We start from the raw sequence: 20,686 nt of genomic DNA, 5'->3' as shown, positions 1-20,686 counted from the left end.
CTGGAGGACCCGCTACGACGGTCCGTTCGCGCCGTTGGCGCCAAAAAGGATCCCGCCGCTGCCGCCGGTGCCGCCATTGACGCCGTTGCCGCCGTTGCCGCCGAAGCCGACGAACGACGGGGCAAAGGAGCCGTTGGCAATGACCCCGGCGTTGCCGCCGTTGCCGCCATTGGCAGGCATGGCGCCGTTGCCGGCGTTGCCGCCGTCCCCACCGACGCCGATACTAAACAGGCCGCCACCGTCACCGCCGTCACCGCCATTGCCACCAAGTCCAACGACTGTGGCGCCGCCGGCACCGCCGGCACCGCCGGCGCCCAGGCCGATCAGCGCGGCGCCCTGGCCGCCCTGGCCGCCCAGACCGCCGACGCCGTTGCCCACGTTGACGGCGAACCCGCCGATGCCGCCGCCGCCGCCGGCGCCCAGGCCGATCAGCGTGGCGCCCGTGCCGCCCGCGCCGCCCGCGCCCCCGGTGCCGTTGGAGCCGCCACCGAGGCCGCCGAAACCGCCGACGCCCGTGCCGATGAGCACAGCGCCGGCGCCGCCCAGGCCGCCGTCGCCGCCGGTACTTTCGCCGAAGCCGCCGAGGCCGCCGGAGCCGCCCTGGGCGTAGCCGATCAGGGCGCTGCTGTCACCGCCGGCGCCACCGTCACCGGCGTTGGATCCGATTGCGGTACCGGCACCACCGTTGCCACCGTCACCGCCCAGGCTGAACAATCGACCTCCCGCGGTGCCGCCGGCGCCACCGTCACCGCCGTTGTTGTTGCTGGTGCCGCCGGCGCCGCCATCACCGCCCAGGCCAAGGAATAGACCGCGGCCAGCGCCGCCGGCCCCGCCGGTGCCGCCGACGTCTTCGCTCGATCCGCCGACGCCGCCGGCGCCGCCGACGCCAAAGAGCGAACCGCTGGCGCCGCCGTTGCCGCCGGCCCCACCGTTTCCAAAAGCAGCGAAACCGCCGGGCCCGCCGTTGCCGCCCCAGCCGATCAATGGGGCGTCGCCGCCGGCCCCGCCGGCTCCACCTGTGCCGGCAGGAACGTCCGTTGGGCCGCCGGGACCGCCGGCGCCACCGTTGCCGAGCAGCCATCCGCCGGCGCCGCCGGCCCCGCCGGCAGCACCGGCCCCACCGGCGCCACCATTGCCGCCGTTGCCGATCAGGCCCGCGGAACCACCGGCGCCGCCGGCCACCCCGGCGGTCGTTTGGGAGAAGCCGTTGCCGCCGTTGCCGTACAAAATCCCACCATCACCGCCGTTGGGGCTGGCCGCTGTTCCATTCGCGCCATTGCCGATCAGGGGACGCCCGAACAACGCCTGGGCGGGCGCATTGATCACGGCCAACAGATTCTGTTCCAACGCCTGCGCCGAAGCGTTGGCCGCCTCGGCGCTCGAATAGGCGCCACCGGCGGCGTTCAACGTTTGCACGAAGCTGTGATGAAATGCCGCGGCTTGAGCGTTCAGCGACTGATAGTGCGTGGCGTAATCACTGAACAGCCTTGCGATAGCCTGCGATACCTCGTCGGCTCCGGCCGCCAGCACCGAGGTCGTGGACGCCGCTGCCGTCGCGTTTGCCGCACTCAGCGATGTGCCGATATTCGCGACATTCTGCGCCGCCGTCGCCAGCATCTCTGGAGCTGCCGTGACAAACGACATCAGCCACCCTCCCAACCCGTCATGTGACACATGTCACGCGCCCTGATGATCAAGACTCTTTCAGAGGGCCTCCGTCGGGGTCTGCCATTTTTCGCGCTTCTTACTGCCTTCTCATAGGCGAACTGGGCGTAACGGGCTGCTTGGTTACCCGGCGCCGCGGCGGCCAGGCCCGATCACAGCAGCCCGAGCAGTCGCAGGTTGCTGATGTACTTCGCGATGATCGCCGCCGTGAGGTGCGGAATGTCTTTGTCCGGACCGATTTTCGCTTCTTGGACGGCAGCGCGGAACTGGTCGGTGGGCGCGATTGACCCGCATATCGGCTTTGCAGGCTCTCGGTAGTTGTGCAGCAAGGGCAGCAGCGAGGCGTGGCGCTGGCGATCCGGCAAGGCACGCAGCGAAGTCTCGAACCGCTGCAGCCACTCGCCGTAGTCGGCGATCCGCTGGATCGTGCAACCGGACCCGCTAGTTGGGGAGTTGAGCCAGTCGACGAACTCGTCCAGCCCGATGCCGTCGTCGTAGGGGTTCATCACGTGGTAGGTGACAAAACGGTCCGGGCTATGTGTCCCAAGGGTGCAAATGGCTTCTGCGACGAATTCGACCGGCAAGCCGTCATAGTGGGCGCGTTGCCGATTGCCGTGCGCATCCAGCTCATAGAACGAACCGGGTGCGATGCCGGTAGCGGCCAGGCTCAGCATCAGCCGGGTGAACATGTCCGGCAGGTTGAGCTGACCGGTATAGCTGGTGTCGGCCAGGATCATGTCGCAGCGGAAGACCGTCACCGGCAGGCCGCACTGCTCGTGAGCTTCGCGCAGCAGCACCTCGCCGGCCCACTTGCTGTTCGCGTAGCCGTTGGCGTAGCTGTCGTCGATCCTGCGGGTCGGGCTGATGGCCCGGATGTCGGCGTCCTCGGTGAACGCCTCCGGCGGGATCTGCTCGCCCACGGCGATCGTCGAGGTGTAGATGTATGGCTTGCGCTTGCCGGTCAGCGCCAGCCGAAGCAACTCGGCGGTGCCCGCCGCGTTTGGGCCGAACAGCTGGCTATACGGCAGCACGTGGTTGACCAGGGCCGCGGGGTCCACGATCAGGTCCACCGTGTCGGCTAGCCGCTGCCAGGTGACCCGGTCCAGGCCCAGGTCGGCCTCGCCCTTGTCGCCGGCGAGCACCTCGAGGCGGCCGGCGCCCAATTCGCGGTAGTGCCGCACCAAATACGGGTCGCCGCTATCGAACGTCGCGTCCAGCCGGGCTTGTGCTTCCTCGTCGGATCTGGCGCGGACCAGGCAGATCAGCTTGCCGTTGACCAGGTCCATGCGGTCGAGCCATTCCAGCGCCAGGTAGCGACCCAAAAAGCCGGTGGCGCCGGTCAGCAGTACGGTGCGCACTTGGGCGCTCGGTGCCGGCAGGTTCGGGGCTGCGGCCAGGGTGGCAGCGTCGATGAACTTGTCCAGCGTGAGGTCGCTGGCGTGCACTTCCGTCGCGGAGCGACCGTGTATCGAGGCGAAGCTGGGTCGCCTGACGCCGGTGCGCGCTGCTTCGATGTGGTCGGCCAGGGCCCGCAGGTCGCTTGCCGGGCTGACAATGACACCCACCGGCACGTCGACGCCGAAGATCTCGTGCAGCAGGTTGGCCAACGACAGCGCCGAGAGCGAGTCACCACCCAGGTCGGCGAAGTGCGCGTCCGGCCGCACATCCGCAGCGGTAGAGCCCAGCAACGCAGCCGCGGCACGGCACAGCGTCGGAAGCACCGGCGCATCGGGACCGCTTTGCCGCAGCTCGCGCAGCTCGTTGGATTGGCTATCGGCCAGCTCGGTATAGAGCCGCTCGAGACGTTCGCCATAGAACTTCTTCAACTGCGGGCGTGCCAGCTTGCGGATGCCGGTGAGCAGGCCGTTCTCCAGGGTGAACGGCGTGGTTTCGATGATGAAGTCGCGTGGAATCTCGTAGGATTGCAGGCCGGCCGCCCTCGCTACCTCCTGCAGGGACTCGCTGATCACGGGCTTGAGATTCTCGATGCCATGGCGAGAAAGCGCGTCCCCGGACGGGACAACCACCGCCAGCGGGTAGGCCCGGGCACTGTTGCCGTAGATGAAGATCTGTCGGACCAGCGGGCTGTCGCCGAACACCGCCTCGAGCTTCGACACGGCGATGAACTCGCCCTGGGAGAGCTTTAGCACGTTGTTGCGGCGGTCGAGGTAGACGAACTGGTCGGGGCCTACTTTGGCCATGATGTCCCCGGTCCGGTAGAAGCCGTCGGGGTCGAACACCTCGGCGGTGACATCCGGGCGCTGGTAGTAGCCGGGGAACATGGTTTGCGTCTTGACCAGCAGCTCGCCCCGGGGGTAGGGCTGATCGGTGCCGAAGTAGCCCAGCTCGGGCACGTCGACCAGCTTGTAGTCGATCACCGCGGGGCGCCGCACCATGCCGTCGTTCAGGACCATCCCGGCCTCGGTGGAGCCGTAACCCTCCACCAAATGCACGTCGGCCAGCAGGGACTCGACCCACGCCGTCATCTCAGCGGAGATCGGCGCGGAACCGGTCAGCGCCATGACAAACCGTCCGCCGAGCACGTTCTCCCGCAGCTCGGCCTTCACCTGCGCTTCCAGCGCCGCTCGATCGGCGCCGTCCACCAAGCGGCGGTCGACCTCGCTGTGGAACTCTGCGAACACCATGTCCCAGATGCGCGGCACGAAGCACAATTCTGTGGGCCGCACCAGGGCGAGGTCCTCGAACAGCGTCGACAGGTCGCTCTTGGCGACGAAGTAGGCGGTACCGCCGTTGGAAAGCGTCCCGTAGAGCACCTGACGGCCCCCGACGTGGCTCATCGGCATGAAGTTCAGCGTGATCGAGGGGTAACCGCTCGGCTCGAACCAGCCACTCGACTTGCGCCAGAAGCTCATCACCTGGCTCTCGCGATACATGGCGCCTTTGGGTGCGCCGGTACTACCCGAGGTGTAAATCAGCAGCGCCAGCGCGTCGTCGGCGCTGTCGGCAATGGGTGTGGCCGGCAGCGCCCTGCCGCGTTCGATCAGTTCGGCAAGTGTGTCGATGGTCACCGAGCCGGCCAACCGAGCTCGGGCGGCTTCGACGGCCTCGCGGTGGGTGTCAACCTTGCCGTGGTAATCGAATACGACCAGCCGGGCCGGGGCGTGACCGGCCAGCACTTCGACGGCGTCGCCAAGATTGTCGATGCTGGTGGCGATCATCGTCGGCTCGGTCTCGGTGACGATCGGGCGCAACCCGGTGACCGGCGCACTGGTCTGCAGTGGAACCGACACGGCGCCCAACCGGATCAGCGCGATGTCGATGGTTGTGTAGTCGACGCTGTTGAAGCCCAGCACGCAAACCCGGTCGCCCGGCCGGATCGCGGGCTCAGCGCTCAACGCGGTGGCCAATGTGCCGGCGCGGGCCCACAGTTCGCGGTAGGTGATGGTCTCGAACCGCGGCAGTAGCTCGACCATGGTGCGGCCGCTGTCGGGGTCGGTGACGAAGCGGAGCGCACGCTGGCCGAGTGCCGGCCGATCGGCGTAGCCCTCCATGACCATACGGATGAGCTGTGGAAGCGCGACCCCGGGCTGGTCGATCGCCTGGGTGATCGCCTCGTTGGGACTGGCGGCGGCGAACTGGGCGTCGCTGGCGTATAGGTCCTCGACGCGGCGTGTCAGTCGCTGATCGTTGATCGACATGCGGTCACCTCGGCGTGCCGGAAAGGGTGGGAAATCGACGGCGCGGCGCTGCGCCCGACCAATAGAACGTTAGCTAAAGTAAATATATTACACAATGCAAGCCTGCTGCTGATCGGCTGTGAGATGCGGCACGGGATGACGCAGTCGGGGCCGGCAGGCCGTCAGAGGTCGGCCAAGATCGCGCACACGATGTCCAGCCCCTCACTCAGCAGCTCGTCGCCGATGGTCAGCGGCGGCAGTAGCCGGATGATGTTGCCGAACATGCCGCAGGTCAAAATGATGACGCCGGCGGCGTGGGCCGCGGTCGCCAGCCGCTCGGTCAGCCCGGCGTCGGGCTCGGTGGTTCCGGATTTGACCAGCTCTACGGCGATCATGGCGCCGCGACCACGCACGTCGCCGATCCGGTCGTCGACGGCCTGCAGCGTCGTCAACCGGTCGGTCACCAGGCGTTCGATCTGGCGGGCCCGCTCGATCAGCCCGTCGCTTTCGATGGTTGCGATGGTGGCCAGCGCGGCCGCACAGGCCACCGGGTTGCCGCCGAACGTGCCGCCCAGGCCGCCCACGTGCGGGGCGTTCATGATCTCGGCGCGGCCGGTGACCGCCGACAGCGGCAATCCATCGGCGATGCCTTTGGCCGTGCAGATCAGGTCGGGCTCTAGACCGTCGGGGCCCTCGTGCTCGCAGGCGAACATCGCCCCGGTACGGGCAAAGCCGGTTTGCACCTCGTCGGCGATGAACACCACATGGTTCTTGCGGCACCAATCGAGGAGGGCAGGTAGGAACCCTTCGGCCGGAACGATGAAACCGCCTTCGCCCTGGATCGGTTCGATGACGAGGGCGGCCAGGTTGTTCGCGCCTACCTGCTTGTCGATGACGCCGATGGCTCGGGCCGCGGCTAGCTCACCATTGGTAGCCAGTTGCTTATCGAGGAGGCCGTCCCGATAGGGGTAAGACAATGGCGCTCGGTAGATCTCCGGCGCGAACGGACCGAAGCCGCTCTTGTAGGGCATCGACTTGGCGGTCAGCGCCATCGTTAGGTTGGTGCGACCGTGGTAGGCGTGGTCGAACGCCACCACCGCGGGCTTGCCGGTGTAGGAGCGTGCGATCTTGACGGCGTTCTCGACTGCCTCGGCGCCGGAATTGAACAACACCGAGCGCTTGGGGCCCGAACCTGGGGTAATCCGGTTGAGTTGCTCGGCGACGGCCACGTACCCCTCGTATGGCGTCACCATGAAGCAGGTGTGGGTAAATTCGGCCACCTGCGTGCGCACCGCATCCACCACGCGTGGCGACGAGTTGCCGATCGTCGTCACTGCGATGCCCGAACCCAGGTCGATGAGCCGGTTACCGTCCACGTCTTCCACGATGCCGCCGCCGGCGCGGGCTACGAACACCGGCAGGGTGACCCCAACACCGCTGGACACCGCCGCCGCCCGGCGGTGAGTCAGTGCCTGCGATGCGGGACCGGGGATTTCGGTGACCAGGCGCCGACTCTGCTGCAGGCTGGCCACAGATCCTCCTCACCCGGCTCGCCGGTTCACATCGCTGGTAAAGCCTATCTGCTGACCGATGTTTCCGGCCTGCCAGACTGGACGGGCACACTGGACTGTTACCAGGTGCGCGGCCCGCGGGTAGGCCTGGCACCGTGATCGCAATACCAATACGAAAGACGGGTTGATGGAGAGTTTCGTTTTGTTCTTGCCGTTCCTGCTCATCATGGGTGGGTTCATGTACTTCGCGTCGCGCCGCCAGCGACGGGCCATGCAAGCCACCATCGATCTGCACGACTCGTTGCAGCCCGGGGAGCGGGTACACACGACTTCTGGGCTGGAAGCCACCATCGTCGCCATTGCCGACGACACCATCGACCTCGAGATCGCGCCCGGGGTGGTCACCACGTGGATGAAGTTGGCGATTCGTGACCGAATTCTGCCGGACGACGACATCGACGAGGAGCTCAACGAGGACCTTGACAAGGATGTTGACGACGTGGCCGGCGAGCGCCGGGTGACCAACGATTCCTGACCGGCAACCGGCCGACCGGAACCGACGAGCCGCTTGCGCGACGCGCCCCGGCGCGACACGTAGGCTCTGTCGGGGGTAGAAAACTGATTCTCGAGGAGATACAAGGAACGTGGCATCGTCTTCGGCGCCGGTGCACCCTGCCCGTTACCTGTCGGTGTTCCTGGTGATGCTGATCGGCATCTATTTGCTGGTGTTTTTCACCGGGGACAAGCACACCGCCCCCAAACTCGGCATTGACCTGCAGGGCGGCACCAGGGTCACGCTGACCGCGCGCACACCGGACGGCTCGGCCCCGAGCCGGGAAGCGCTGGCACAGGCGCAGCAAATCATCAGCGCGCGGGTCAACGGGCTGGGAGTGTCCGGGTCGGAGGTGGTCGTCGACGGTGACAACCTGGTCATCACGGTGCCCGGCAACGACGGCAGCGAGGCACGCAACCTCGGACAGACCGCTCGGCTGTACATCCGGCCGGTGCTCAACTCGATGCCGGCGCAGCCCGCAGCCGAAGAACCGCAGCCGGCACCCAGCGCCGAACCGCAGCCGCCCGGTCAACCCGCCGCACCGCCGCCAGCCCAATCGGGGGCGCCGGCTTCACCGCAACCTGGGGCCCAACCGCGGCCCTATCCGCAGGACCCGGCGCCATCGCCCAACCCGACCTCACCGGCCAGCCCGCCGCCGGCGCCGCCCGCTGAGGCGCCGGCCACGGATCCGCGCAAGGATCTCGCCGAGCGCATCGCCCAGGAGAAGAAGCTGCGGCAGAGCACCAACCAATACATGCAGATGGTTGCACTGCAATTCCAGGCGACCCGCTGCGAGAGCGACGACATTTTGGCCGGCAACGACGACCCGAAACTGCCGTTGGTGACCTGCTCGACCGACCACAAGACCGCGTACCTGCTGGCGCCGTCGATCATCAGCGGCGACCAGATCCAAAACGCCACCTCGGGTATGGACCAGCGCGGCATCGGCTACGTCGTCGACCTGCAGTTCAAGGGTCCGGCGGCCAACATCTGGGCCGACTACACCGCCGCCCATATCGGCACCCAGACGGCGTTCACCCTGGACTCGCAGGTTGTCAGTGCACCGCAGATCCAGGAAGCGATCCCCGGCGGCCGAACCCAGATCAGCGGTGGGGATCCGCCATTCACCGCGGCGACCGCACGCCAGCTCGCCAACGTCCTCAAGTACGGGTCGCTGCCGCTGTCCTTCGAACCGTCGGAAGCCCAAACGGTTTCGGCGACCTTGGGGTTGTCATCGCTGCGCGCGGGCATGATCGCGGGTGCGATCGGCCTGCTGTTGGTGCTGGTGTATTCGCTGCTCTACTACCGAGTGCTGGGACTGCTCACGGCCTTGTCGCTAGTGGCTTCTGGCTCAATGGTTTTTGCGATCCTGGTGCTCTTGGGCCGATATATCAACTACACCCTAGATCTGGCTGGTATTGCGGGCCTGATCATCGGTATCGGGACCACCGCCGACTCGTTCGTGGTGTTCTTCGAACGCATCAAAGACGAGATCCGCGAAGGCCGTTCGTTCCGGTCGGCAGTGCCGCGCGGTTGGGCGCGTGCCCGCAAGACGATCGTGTCGGGCAACGCCGTCACTTTCCTGGCCGCTGCCGTGCTGTACTTTCTGGCGATCGGTCAGGTGAAGGGGTTCGCGTTCACCCTGGGCCTCACCACGATCCTGGACCTCGTCGTGGTGTTCTTGGTGACGTGGCCGTTGGTGTATCTGGCGTCCAAATCGTCGCTGCTGGCCAAGCCGGCATACAACGGCCTGGGAGCGGTGCAGCAGGTCGCACGCGAACGCCGGGCCATGGCTCGGACGGGACGGGGATAGCCGATGGCGTCGAAAGCAAAGACCGGCCGCGACGACGAAGCCACGTCGGCGGTCGAACTCACCGAGGCCACCGAGAGTGCTGTGGCGCGGACCGACGGCGACAGCACCACAGACACCGCCTCGAAGCTGGGGCACCATAGCTTCCTTTCGCGCCTGTACACCGGCACCGGGGCGTTTGAGGTAGTGGGACGCCGCCGGTTGTGGTTTGGCGTGAGCGGTGCGATCGTCGCGGTGGCCATCGCCAGCATCGTCTTTCGTGGGTTCACCTTCGGCATCGATTTCAAAGGCGGTACCACGGTGTCGTTCCCGCGTGGCAGCACCCAAGTCGCGCAGGTCGAAGACGTCTACTACCGGGCCCTCGGCAGTGAGCCCCAGTCGGTGGTGATCGTCGGGGCCGGTGCTTCGGCGACGGTGCAGATTCGTTCGGAGACGCTGACCAGCGACCAGACGGCCAAGCTGCGGGACGCCCTATTCGAGGCCTTCGGGCCCAAGGGAACCGACGGTCAGCCCAGCAAGCAGGCCATCAGCGACTCGGCGGTGTCGGAGACCTGGGGCGGTCAGATCACCAAGAAGGCGGTGATCGCGCTGGTGGTGTTTCTGGTGCTGGTCGCCCTCTACATTACCGTGCGCTACGAGCGCTACATGACCATCTCGGCGATAACGGCCATGCTCTTCGACCTGACCGTCACCGCCGGCGTGTATTCCCTGGTGGGTTTCGAAGTCACCCCGGCCACGGTCATCGGCCTGCTGACCATTCTCGGGTTCTCGCTCTATGACACCGTCATCGTGTTCGACAAGGTCGAGGAGAACACCCATGGCTTCCAGCACACCACCCGGCGCACCTTCGCCGAGCAGGCCAACCTGGCGATCAACCAGACGTTCATGCGGTCGATCAACACCAGCCTGATCGGCGTGTTGCCGGTGTTGGCGCTGATGGTGGTGGCGGTCTGGCTGCTGGGCGTCGGCACTCTCAAAGACCTGGCGCTGGTGCAGCTGATCGGCATCATCATCGGCACCTACTCGTCAATCTTCTTCGCCACGCCGCTGTTGGTTACCCTCCGTGAGCGCACGGAGTTGGTGCGCAACCACACCCGTCGGGTGCTCAAACGGCGTAACTCCGGCTCGCCGGCGGGATCAGAGGACGCCAGCACGGATGGCGGCGAGCAGCCGGCAGCCGCTGATGAACAGTCGCTGGTGGGGATCACGCAGGCCAGCAGCCAATCCGCCCCGCGGGCGGCCCAGGGCTCCAGCAAGCCGGCGCCGGGGGCGCGCCCAGTGCGTCCCGTCGGTACCAGGCGTCCGACCGGCAAGCGGAACGCCGGTCGGCGGTAGGCGCGGTGGCCCCCCGCCGCCGGCGTCATACGCGCATCGCCGGCCTGCGAGTCGTTGGTACCGCGACGTTGGTCGCCGCAACCACGCTGACCGCGTGTTCGGGCAGCGCCGCGGCTCAGATCGACTACGTGGTCGACGGCGCGCTGGTCACCTACAACACCAATACCGTCATCGGTGCCGCGTCGGCCGGGGCGCAGGCATTCGCCCGGACTCTCACCGGGTTTGGCTATCACGGCCCCGACGGCCAAGTGGTGGCTGACCGCGACTTCGGAACGGTCTCGGTGGTGGAGGGGTCGCCGTTGATCCTCGACTACCAGATCTCCGACGACGCCGTCTATTCCGACGGCAGGCCGGTGACCTGTGACGACCTGGTATTGGCCTGGGCGGCACAATCCGGCCGCTTTCCCGGCTTCGACGCTGCTACGCAGGCCGGCTATGTCGACATCGCCAACATCGAGTGCACGGCGGGGCAGAAAAAGGCCCGGGTGTCGTTCATCCCGGATCGCAGTGTCGTTGACCACTCCCAGCTGTTCACCGCGACGTCGCTGATGCCGTCGCACGTGATCGCCGACCAGCTGCACATCGATGTTACCGCGGCGTTGCTAAGCAACAACGTGTCAGCGGTGGAACAGATTGCGCGACTGTGGAATTCCACGTGGGACCTCAAGCCGGGCCGCAGCCACGACGAAGTCCGCAGCCGCTTCCCCTCGTCGGGACCGTACAAGATCGAATCCGTCCTGGACGATGGCGCCGTGGTGCTCGTCGCCAATGATCGTTGGTGGGGCACCAAGGCGATCACGAAGCGGATCACCGTCTGGCCGCAGGGAGCCGATATCCAAGACCGGGTCAACAACCGCAGCGTCGACGTGGTCGACGTCGCGGCCGGTTCATCGGGATCCCTGGTAACCCCCGACAGCTACCAGCGCACCGACTACCCGTCGGCCGGGATCGAGCAGCTGATCTTCGCACCACAAGGTTCACTCGCGCAAAGCCGCACCCGCCGCGCGCTCGCGTTGTGTGTACCCCGGGACGCGATCGCTCGGGATGCCGGGGTTCCGATTGCCAACTCGCGGCTGTCCCCGGCGACCGACGATGCCCTCACCGATGCCGACGGCGCCGCCGAAGCACGTCAGTTCGGCCGGGTGGACCCCGCCGCCGCTCGCGACGCGCTGGGTGGTACGCCGCTGACCGTGCGGATCGGCTACGGCAGGCCCAACGCTCGGTTGGCGGCCACCATCGGAACCATTGCCGACGCCTGCGCCCCGGCCGGGATCACCGTTTCGGATGTGACGGTGGACACACCCGGACCGCAAGCGCTGCGGGACGGAAAGATTGACGTATTGTTGGCGAGCACCGGTGGGGCCACCGGCAGCGGATCGAGCGGATCGTGTGCGATGGATGCCTATGACTTGCACAGCGGCAACGGAAACAATCTATCGGGGTACGCAAACGCTCAGATCGACGGCATCATCAGCGCGCTCGCGGTGTCGGCCGACCCCGCCGAGCGGGCCAGGTTGCTTGCCGAGGCCGCGCCGGTGCTCTGGGATGAGATGCCAACCTTGCCGTTGTACCGGCAGCAGCGCACGTTGTTGATGTCGACGAAAATGTATGCGGTGAGCAGGAATCCGACGCGATGGGGGGCAGGGTGGAACATGGATCGCTGGGCGCTGGCGCGGTGACGATGGCCAGTGCCATCTGCAGGTAATTGACAGAATTCCACGACGAGAAGCGGACCTATCGGAGCGTAGTGTCGCAGGTGCTCCGGGCTGTCTGGGAGAGGATGTGTGCCATGGCGGTACATGGGCTGGTGACTACGTGTTGAACGTGATCGCGACGGGGCTCTCCTTAAAGGCACGGGGGAAGCGCCGCCGGCAGCGTTGGGTCGACGACGGGCGGGTATTGGCGCTCGGTGAGTCCCGCCGGAGCTCAGCCATATCTGTGGCCGACGTGGTTGCGTCGCTGACCCGGGATGTGGCCGACTTTCCGGTTCCCGGCGTCGAGTTCAAGGACCTCACCCCGCTATTCGCCGACCGAAGAGGATTGGCCGCGGTAACCGAAGCGCTGGCCGATCGGGCGTCCGGAGCTGACCTGGTGGCCGGCGTCGACGCCCGCGGGTTTCTGGTGGCAGCCGCGGTCGCCACCCGGCTCGAAGTGGGTGTGCTGGCCGTTCGCAAGGGCGGCAAGCTGCCCCGGCCGGTGCTCAGCGAGGAGTACTACAGGGCGTACGGCGCCGCCACTCTGGAGATTCTCGCTGAGGGCATCGAGGTTGCGGGCCGCCGTGTCGTGATCATTGACGACGTGTTAGCAACCGGCGGCACCATCGGCGCGACGCGACGCCTGCTTGAGCGCGGTGGCGCCAACGTGGCCGGGGCGGCCGTAGTGGTGGAACTTGCGGGGTTGAGCGGTCGCGCGGCGCTCGCACCGCTGCCGGTGCACAGCCTGAGCCGCCTGTGAGGGATATCCTCTAGGTCGGAGGTGACGAACGTGGCCGAGGACCAGCTCACGGCGCAAGCGGTTGCACCGCCCACGGAGGCTTCTGCGGCTCTCGAGCCCGCTCTCGAGACGCCCGAGTCGCCGGTCGAGACTCTTAAGACCAGCATCAGCGCGTCGCGTCGGGTGCGGGCCCGATTGGCCCGGCGGATGACCGCCCAGCGCAGCACCACCAATCCGGTGCTCGAGCCGTTGGTGGCGGTGCACCGGGAGATCTATCCCAAGGCCGACCTGTCGATCTTGCAGCGAGCCTACGAGGTCGCTGACCAAAGGCATGCCAGCCAGTTGCGGCAGTCCGGTGATCCCTACATCACCCACCCGTTGGCCGTTGCCAACATTCTGGCCGAGTTGGGCATGGACACCACCACTTTGGTGGCCGCGCTGCTGCACGACACCGTCGAGGACACCGGTTACACCCTGGAGGCGTTGACCGAGGAATTCGGCGAAGAGGTGGGCCATCTCGTCGACGGGGTGACCAAGCTGGATCGGGTGGTGTTGGGCAGCGCCGCCGAAGGCGAGACTATTCGCAAGATGATCACCGCGATGGCCCGCGATCCGCGGGTGCTGGTGATAAAGGTGGCTGACCGGTTACACAACATGCGCACCATGCGCTTCTTGCCGCCGGAGAAGCAGGCCCGCAAGGCCCGTGAGACGTTGGAAGTCATTGCACCCCTGGCGCATCGGCTGGGCATGGCCAGCGTCAAGTGGGAGTTGGAGGACCTGTCCTTCGCGATCCTGCATCCCAAGAAGTACGAGGAGATCGTCCGGCTGGTCGCCGGTCGCGCGCCGTCCCGGGACACCTACCTGGCCAAGGTGCGTGCCGAAATCGTCAACACGCTGACCGCGTCGAAGATCAAGGCGACGGTGGAGGGCCGCCCCAAGCACTATTGGTCGATCTACCAGAAGATGATCGTTAAGGGCCGCGACTTCGACGACATCCACGACCTGGTCGGTGTGCGCATCCTGTGCGACGAAATCCGGGACTGCTACGCGGCTGTCGGCGTAGTGCATTCGCTATGGCAGCCGATGGCGGGTCGGTTCAAGGACTACATCGCCCAGCCCAGATACGGTGTGTACCAGTCACTGCACACCACTGTGGTCGGGCCTGAGGGCAAGCCGCTGGAAGTGCAGATCCGTACCCGCGACATGCACCGCACCGCCGAATACGGCATCGCCGCGCATTGGCGCTACAAAGAAGCCAAGGGCCGCAACGGTGTTCTTCATCCGCATGCCGCCGCGGAGATCGACGACATGGCCTGGATGCGTCAGCTGCTCGACTGGCAACGTGAGGCGGCCGACCCCGGTGAGTTCTTGGAATCATTGCGCTACGACCTTGCGGTGCAAGAGATTTTCGTGTTTACCCCCAAGGGCGACGTGATCACGCTGCCAACCGGTTCGACGCCGGTGGACTTCGCTTACGCGGTGCACACAGAGGTGGGCCACCGCTGCATCGGCGCCCGAGTGAACGGCCGGTTGGTAGCGCTGGAACGCAAGCTGGAAAACGGAGAAGTTGTCGAGGTTTTCACGTCCAAGGCGCCGAACGCCGGGCCGTCGCGGGACTGGCAGCAGTTCGTGGTGTCGCCGCGCGCAAAGACGAAGATCCGCCAGTGGTTCGCCAAGGAGCGGCGTGAGGAGGCGTTGGAGACCGGTAAGGATGCGATGGCCCGCGAGGTGCGCCGCGGTGGACTTCCGTTGCAGCGCTTGGTCAATGGTGAGTCCATGGCGGCGGTGGCCCGCGAGCTGCACTACGCGGACGTGTCAGCACTCTATACCGCCATCGGTGAGGGGCACGTGTCGGCGAAACACGTCGTGCAGCGGTTGTTGGCCGAGCTCGGCGGTATCGACCAGGCGGAAGAGGAACTCGCCGAGCGGTCCACGCCGGCGACCATGCCGCGGCGCCCACGCAGCACCGACGATGTCGGGGTCTCCGTCCCCGGCGCCCCGGGCGTGCTGACCAAGCTGGCCAAGTGCTGCACGCCGGTTCCGGGCGATGTGATTATGGGGTTCGTCACCCGTGGCGGCGGGGTCAGTGTGCACCGCACCGACTGCACCAACGCCGCATCGCTGCAGCAGCAGGCCGAGCGCATCATCGAGGTGCTATGGGCGCCGTCGCCGTCGTCGGTGTTTCTGGTGGCAATCCAGGTCGAGGCACTCGACCGGCACCGGCTGCTGTCGGATGTGACGCGCGCACTGGCCGACGAGAAGGTCAATATCCTGTCCGCGTCGGTCACCACTTCGGGGGACCGGGTGGCGATCAGTCGATTCACCTTCGAGATGGGTGACCCCAAGCACCTCGGGCACCTGCTCAACGCCGTCCGCAACGTCGAAGGTGTCTACGACGTCTACCGGGTGACCTCGGCCGCGTAGCGCGCTTTTCTCCGCCGAGCAGACGCAGAATCGCATTGGGCGGGCTGATTTCGTGCGATTCTGTGTCTGCTCGGCGAGCGTCGGGCTAATCCAGCAGCACCGACGTGATGGTGACTTCGGTGGCGGGCTTGCCGTCTTCGCCGCCACCGGCGACGCCGGCCTTGGCGATCTTGTCCAGGGTGGTCAGTCCGTCGGCCTGGATCGTGCCGAACACGGTGTATTGGGGTGGCAGCTTTGAGTCCCGGTAGACCATGAAGAACTGGCTGCTGTTGGTATTAGGGCCGGCGTTGGCCATGGCCAGTGTCCCGCGCGGATAGATGACGGGCTCGTTCAACTTGGGGTCGTTCGCCGAGTATTGGTCGGTGGGGTATTCGTTGGCGAACTGGTAGCCCGGACCGCCCGTGCCGTCGCCCTTAGGGTCGCCGCATTGCAGAACCGCCAACATTGGTGAGGTGGTCAGCCGGTGACAAGTGGTGCCCTTGAAGAAACCCTGCTGCGCGAGGCTGACGAAACTATTGACCGTACACGGCGATTCGTTGTTGGCCAGCATTAGACCGATGTTGCCCTGGTTGGTCACCATGCTCACGCTGACCTGGGCCGGGTCGGTGGGTACCTTGCCGGTCCGGGGCAACTTGACCGGTTTGACGGCCTTGTCCGGCGACGGCGGGTACTGGCAGTTGGCGCCGAGGTTGGCCGACGGCTTGAACGGCGGCAGCGGGGGAGCGGTCGCGGCCTGCGGGGGGCTGGTCGAGGCCGAGTCGGTGGGGGTTGCTGACGTGGTGCTCTGGTGGTCGTCCTTGTTGACCACCACCGTGACGACTACCGCGACGATCACGGCCACCGCTGCGAGTGAGCCACCGACGATAGTCAAGATGCGACGGCGTTTGGCTTGCTTGGCGCGGCGCTCTAGTTGTCGTTCGAGTTTGCGTTTGGCTGTGGCACGTCGCTGAGCATTGGTCGGCACGAAAGCACAGGCTAATCGGGGCGCCGCGACCGGTGTCAAGTGGCCCATGTTCGCGGCCCGCCTCGTCCCCGGACGCCGGGGATGGGAAACTGGGAACCGTGTTGATCACCGGATTTCCTGCGGGGTTGCTGGCGTGTAACTGTTATGTGCTGGCCGAGCGGCCCGGAACCGACGCCGTCATCGTCGATCCGGGCCAGGGTGCGATGGGCACGCTGCGTCGCATCCTCGACAAGAACCGGCTGACCCCTGCCGCGGTGCTGCTCACCCACGGACACATCGATCACATCTGGTCCGCGCAGAAGGTCTCAGACACCTTCGGCTGCCCCACCTATGTGCATCCCGCCGACCGGTTCATGCTGACCGACCCCATCTACGGCCTGGGCCCGCGGATAGCGCAGCTGGTTGCGGGTGCGTTCTTTCGTGAGCCTAAACAGGTTGTGGAGCTGGACCGAGACGGCGACAAGATCGACCTCGGCGGCATCTCGGTCAACATCGATCACACACCGGGTCACACCCGCGGGTCGGTGGTCTTCCGGGTCCTGCAGGCGACCAACAACGACAAGGACATCGTGTTCACCGGTGACACCCTGTTCGAGCGTGCGATAGGCCGCACCGACTTGGCCGGCGGCAGCGGCCGCGACCTGTTGCGCTCCATCGTCGACAAACTCCTGGTGCTCGACGACAGCACGGTGGTGCTGCCCGGGCACGGCAACTCCACCACCATTGGGGCCGAGCGGCGCTTCAATCCGTTCCTTGAGGGCTTGAGCCGGTGACGGAATTCTCGTCATTTTCGGCCCCCAAGGGGGTACCGGACTACGTCCCGCCCGACTCGGCGCAGTTCGTCGCGGTGCGCGACGGGCTGCTCGCGGCGGCCCGTCAAGCCGGCTATAGCCACATCGAGCTGCCCATCTTCGAGGACACCGCCCTGTTCGCCCGGGGCGTGGGTGAATCCACCGACGTGGTGTCCAAGGAGATGTATACGTTCGCCGACCGTGGCGACCGCTCGGTGACGCTGCGGCCCGAGGGCACCGCCGGGGTGGTGCGTGCGGTGATCGAACACGGGCTGGATCGCGGCGCGCTGCCGGTGAAGTTGTGTTATGCGGGCCCGTTTTTCCGCTACGAGCGTCCGCAGGCCGGCCGGTATCGCCAGTTACAGCAAGTCGGGGTGGAGGCGATCGGCGTCGACGACCCGGCGTTGGACGCCGAGGTGATCGCCATTGCCGACGCCGGGTTCCGCTCGTTGGGTCTCGACGGGTTCCGGCTGGAAATCACCTCCCTGGGAGACGAGAGTTGCCGTCCGCAGTACCGGGAACTGTTGCAGGAGTTCTTGTTTGGACTCGATCTCGACGAGGACACCCGCAGGCGCGCAGGGATCAATCCGCTGCGGGTGCTCGACGACAAGCGACCCGAATTGCGTGCGATGACGGCGTCGGCGCCGGTGTTGCTGGATCATCTGTCTGATGTCGCCAAGCAGCATTTCGACACCGTGCTCGCCCATCTGGACGCGCTTGGAGTGCCCTATGTCATCAACCCGCGCATGGTGCGCGGCCTGGACTACTACACCAAGACCGCCTTCGAGTTCGTCCATGACGGGCTTGGTGCGCAATCGGGGATCGGCGGCGGGGGGCGCTACGACGGCCTGATGCACCAGCTTGGCGGGCAGGACTTGTCGGGCATCGGGTTCGGGCTGGGCGTGGACCGGACCGTGCTGGCGCTGCGGGCCGAGGGCAAGACGGCGGGGGACAGCGCCCGGTGCGACGTGTTCGGCGTGCCGCTTGGCGAGGCGGCCAAGCTCAGGCTGGCGGTGCTGGCTGGACGACTGCGCGCGGCCGGGGTGCGGGTTGACCTTGCCTATGGTGATCGCGGGCTCAAAGGCGCGATGCGCGCGGCCGCTCGTTCCGGCGCCCGTGTTGCGTTGGTAGCGGGCGACCGCGACATCGAGGCCGGGACGGTCGCAGTGAAGGACTTGACGACGGGTGAGCAAGTTTCGGTCTCGATGGATTCGGTTGTGGCCGAAGTAATTTCGCGGCTGGCTGGGTAGTCGCCGCTTCCAGCCGGAGTCACCGAAATCACTTGCGCCACCGTGGCCGCAGGGCCTCAAGGCGGCCATTCTTGTCGGTGGGCGTCATACGTTTCAAACATGGGTTTCGAGTAGCCGAGAAGAGATCCTGGAGGTGTTTGACGCGCTGCACAACGTGGTGTCTCGGCTGATAGGGCTGTCGTTTGACGAGCCGACCACCCCGAGCGGCTGAGGCTTTTGGAGCGGCTCGCGCGGGAAGTCCGTCGGTCGCCGGTGGCCTAGCATGAGGCCCGGTTGCGGTCAGACGCCGGCCGCCGACCGGAGCCGCCGGACGAACTGTGCTATGGCCGCACCGATTTCCTCTGGGCTGTCCTCCTGAACGAAATGCACGCCGGGCACTGTGATTTCGGTCTGGTTGGGCCAGCTCCTGACATAGTCACGGATGCGGCCGGTGATGATCGCGCCGGGCTCGGCGTTGATGAACAGTTTCGGCATGTCGGTTTCCTCGAGCCAGCTCCGGTACTCGTTGACCAACGCGACGACCTCGGCGGGCTCACCGTCGATTGGAAGGTTTCGTGGCCACGACAACGTGGGGCGACGGTCCTCGCCGCCGTTCACGAATGGCCGCCGATAGTGGTTCATTTCCTCGTCGCTGAGCTGTCGCAGGATCGCCCCGGGCAGCACCCGTTCGACAAAGATGTTGTGCTCCAACGCCATTGGCTCGCCTTGAGGCGATCGGAAACCCTGGAACACACCCCGCACGGCCGGCGGCCAGTCCGCCCACGTCATCGGGGTGACGATCGCTTCCATGAACGCGATCCCCTGCACTCGGTCGCGATGCTGGTTAGCCCAGTCGAAGCCGAGCGCCGAGCCCCAGTCGTGCAGCACCAGTACCACGTGGTCGCCGAGGTCGAGCGCATCCCAGAGCGCGAACAAAAAGTCTCGTTGCTCGCCATAGCTATAGCGGTCGGGTCCCGATGGGCTGAGCTTGTCCGACGCGCCCATCCCGATCAGATCGCAGGCCACCAGCCGGCCCAGCCCTTCCAAGTGCGGCATGATGTTGCGCCACAAGTAAGACGACGTGGGGTTGCCGTGCTGAAAGACGATGGCGTCACCCTTGCCTTCGTCGATATACGCCATGCGCTTCCCGGCGATTTCTAGGTACTTCGGCTGCCCGTAGGGCTCGACGCCGAATGCTGTCATAAGGCCTGGCTCCTGTCTGTGCGGGCAGAGATGGCATATCACATCCTGTGCGGCGCTCGGTAGCGGCCAGCGTTGACAAAGTATAGAACGGTTGTTCGAATAATGGTATGCGTTGGGCCCGGCAAGCCGTCGCGGTGAACGGGATGCCCGTTGACGACGGGGCGCTGCCGGGGTTGCAGCGGATCGGCCTGGTCCGCAGCGTTCGCGCGCCACAATTCGACGGCATCACCTTCCACGAGGTGTTGTGCAAATCAGCGCTGAACAAGGTGCCCAACGCGGCCGCGTTGCCGTTTCGCTACACCGTCAACGGCTACCGCGGCTGCTCGCATGCTTGTCGCTATTGTTTCGCCCGCCCCACCCACGAGTACCTGGACTTCAATCCGGGCACCGACTTCGACACCCAGGTGGTGGTCAAGACCAACGTCGCCGCTGTGCTGCGTCACGAGTTGCGCCGGCCGTCCTGGCGGCGCGAGACCGTCGCGTTGGGCACCAACACCGACCCCTACCAGCGCGCGGAGGGCCGCTACGCCCTGATGCCGGGCATCATCGGCGCGCTGGCGGCATCCGGTACGCCGCTGTCGATCCTGACCAAGGGCACCCTGCTGCGACGGGACTTGCCGTTGATCGCCGAGGCCGCCCAACAAGTGCCGGTGTCGGTGGCGGTGTCGCTGGCCGTTGGCGACCCGGAGCTGCACCGGGATGTCGAGTCGGGTACGCCAACACCGCAGGCGCGGCTGGCGCTCATTACCGCAATTCGCGCCGCCGGCTTGGACTGTCACGTGATGGTCGCGCCGGTGCTGCCACAACTCACCGACTCCGGCGAGCACCTTGACCAACTGTTGGGCCAGATCGCGGCCGCAGGCGCCACCGGTGTAACGGTCTTTGGCCTGCATCTGCGGGGTTCGACGCGCGGCTGGTTCATGTGCTGGCTGGCCCGCGCGCATCCCGAACTGGTCAGCCGGTACCGCGAACTGTACCGGCGCGGGCCATATCTACCGCCGAGCTACCGCGAGATGCTGCGGGAACGGGTGGCACCGCTGATCGCAAAGTATCGGTTGGCGGGTGATCATCGCCCGGCGCCGCCGGAGACCGAAGCGGCACTGGTACCCGTTCAGGCGACCCTGTTCTGA

Annotated in this window: 14 protein-coding genes; 9 read left to right on the top strand and 5 right to left on the bottom strand. The window is 66.3% G+C overall.

The features are described from left to right. Positions 1 to 12: 12 nt before the first annotated feature. The 3 genes from PE_PGRS44 to gabT all read right to left on the bottom strand — a co-directional run bounded on the left by PE_PGRS44 (position 13) and on the right by gabT (position 6,835). The gene (PE_PGRS44, locus tag Rv2591) at positions 13 to 1,644 is read right to left on the bottom strand and encodes a PE-PGRS family protein PE_PGRS44 (protein YP_177891.1); all 1,632 of its coding nucleotides are present in this window, start codon (positions 1,642 to 1,644) and stop codon (positions 13 to 15) included. Positions 1,645 to 1,817: 173 nt separating this feature from the next. Further along, a complete protein-coding gene (gene fadD9, locus Rv2590; protein ID NP_217106.1) occupies positions 1,818 to 5,324 on the bottom strand; it encodes a fatty-acid--CoA ligase FadD9 in 3,507 nt (1,168 codons plus the stop codon). A 161-nt stretch (positions 5,325 to 5,485) separates the two neighbouring features. Further along, positions 5,486 to 6,835 carry a 4-aminobutyrate aminotransferase gene (gene gabT, locus Rv2589; RefSeq protein ID NP_217105.1) on the bottom strand — a complete coding sequence of 450 codons (1,350 nt, stop codon included), beginning with the start codon at positions 6,833 to 6,835 and terminating at the stop codon, positions 5,486 to 5,488. 166 nt (positions 6,836 to 7,001) lie between these two features. Between gabT and yajC the strand changes: the two genes are divergently transcribed. The 6 genes from yajC (at position 7,002) to relA (ending at position 15,369) form a co-directional block, all read left to right on the top strand. After that, positions 7,002 to 7,349, top strand: a complete 348-nt coding sequence (gene yajC / locus Rv2588c) for a membrane protein secretion factor YajC (protein ID NP_217104.1) — start codon at positions 7,002 to 7,004, stop codon at positions 7,347 to 7,349. 109 nt (positions 7,350 to 7,458) lie between these two features. Next, a complete protein-coding gene (gene secD / locus Rv2587c) occupies positions 7,459 to 9,180 on the top strand; it encodes a protein translocase subunit SecD (protein NP_217103.1) in 1,722 nt (573 codons plus the stop codon). A 3-nt stretch (positions 9,181 to 9,183) separates the two neighbouring features. Further along, positions 9,184 to 10,512, top strand: a complete 1,329-nt coding sequence (gene secF / locus Rv2586c) for a protein translocase subunit SecF (RefSeq protein NP_217102.1) — start codon at positions 9,184 to 9,186, stop codon at positions 10,510 to 10,512. 5 nt (positions 10,513 to 10,517) lie between these two features. Continuing rightward, on the top strand, positions 10,518 to 12,191 hold the full coding sequence (locus tag Rv2585c; RefSeq protein NP_217101.1) for a lipoprotein: 1,674 nt from the start codon (positions 10,518 to 10,520) through the stop codon (positions 12,189 to 12,191). Between the two features lie 103 nt (positions 12,192 to 12,294). Further along, a complete protein-coding gene (gene apt, locus Rv2584c; protein NP_217100.1) occupies positions 12,295 to 12,966 on the top strand; it encodes an adenine phosphoribosyltransferase in 672 nt (223 codons plus the stop codon). 30 nt (positions 12,967 to 12,996) lie between these two features. Next, on the top strand, positions 12,997 to 15,369 hold the full coding sequence (gene relA, locus Rv2583c) for a bifunctional (p)ppGpp synthase/hydrolase RelA (protein NP_217099.1): 2,373 nt from the start codon (positions 12,997 to 12,999) through the stop codon (positions 15,367 to 15,369). Between the two features lie 85 nt (positions 15,370 to 15,454). Here the strand turns inward: relA and ppiB are convergent, their stop codons facing one another. Then, positions 15,455 to 16,381, bottom strand: coding sequence for a peptidyl-prolyl cis-trans isomerase B (gene ppiB, locus Rv2582; RefSeq protein ID NP_217098.1), 927 nt, complete (start codon positions 16,379 to 16,381; stop codon positions 15,455 to 15,457). A 50-nt stretch (positions 16,382 to 16,431) separates the two neighbouring features. Between ppiB and Rv2581c the strand changes: the two genes are divergently transcribed. Together Rv2581c and hisS are read left to right on the top strand one after the other, a co-directional pair. After that, a complete protein-coding gene (locus tag Rv2581c; RefSeq protein NP_217097.1) occupies positions 16,432 to 17,106 on the top strand; it encodes a glyoxalase II in 675 nt (224 codons plus the stop codon). Continuing rightward, positions 17,103 to 18,374 (top strand): histidine--tRNA ligase, encoded by a 1,272-nt coding sequence (hisS, locus tag Rv2580c; RefSeq protein ID NP_217096.1) that lies wholly within the window; start codon positions 17,103 to 17,105, stop codon positions 18,372 to 18,374. The genes Rv2581c and hisS overlap by 4 nt, the downstream gene beginning before the upstream one ends. Positions 18,375 to 18,653: 279 nt before the next feature. On the opposite strand, the gene dhaA is transcribed toward hisS, so the two are convergent. Then, positions 18,654 to 19,556, bottom strand: a complete 903-nt coding sequence (gene dhaA, locus Rv2579; protein YP_177890.1) for a haloalkane dehalogenase — start codon at positions 19,554 to 19,556, stop codon at positions 18,654 to 18,656. Between the two features lie 107 nt (positions 19,557 to 19,663). On the opposite strand from dhaA, the gene Rv2578c reads away from it, so the two are divergent. After that, a complete protein-coding gene (locus Rv2578c; RefSeq protein ID NP_217094.1) occupies positions 19,664 to 20,686 on the top strand; it encodes a hypothetical protein in 1,023 nt (340 codons plus the stop codon).

The organism is Mycobacterium tuberculosis H37Rv (genome assembly GCF_000195955.2).
In the GTDB taxonomy this organism is placed as follows: domain Bacteria; phylum Actinomycetota; class Actinomycetes; order Mycobacteriales; family Mycobacteriaceae; genus Mycobacterium; species Mycobacterium tuberculosis.
This window is presented reverse-complemented; position numbering and strand designations above follow the sequence as displayed.

Excerpts from the sequence above, each read along its gene's own strand:
- fadD9 (NP_217106.1), bottom strand. The coding sequence starts at position 5,324 with ATGTCGATCAACGATCAGCGACTGACACGCCGCGTCGAGGACCTATAC.
- PE_PGRS44 (YP_177891.1), bottom strand. The coding sequence starts at position 1,644 with ATGTCGTTTGTCACGGCAGCTCCAGAGATGCTGGCGACGGCGGCGCAG.
- Rv2578c (NP_217094.1), top strand. The coding sequence starts at position 19,664 with ATGCGTTGGGCCCGGCAAGCCGTCGCGGTGAACGGGATGCCCGTTGAC.
- dhaA (YP_177890.1), bottom strand. The coding sequence starts at position 19,556 with ATGACAGCATTCGGCGTCGAGCCCTACGGGCAGCCGAAGTACCTAGAA.
- ppiB (NP_217098.1), bottom strand. The coding sequence starts at position 16,381 with ATGGGCCACTTGACACCGGTCGCGGCGCCCCGATTAGCCTGTGCTTTC.
- yajC (NP_217104.1), top strand. The coding sequence starts at position 7,002 with ATGGAGAGTTTCGTTTTGTTCTTGCCGTTCCTGCTCATCATGGGTGGG.
- secF (NP_217102.1), top strand. The coding sequence starts at position 9,184 with ATGGCGTCGAAAGCAAAGACCGGCCGCGACGACGAAGCCACGTCGGCG.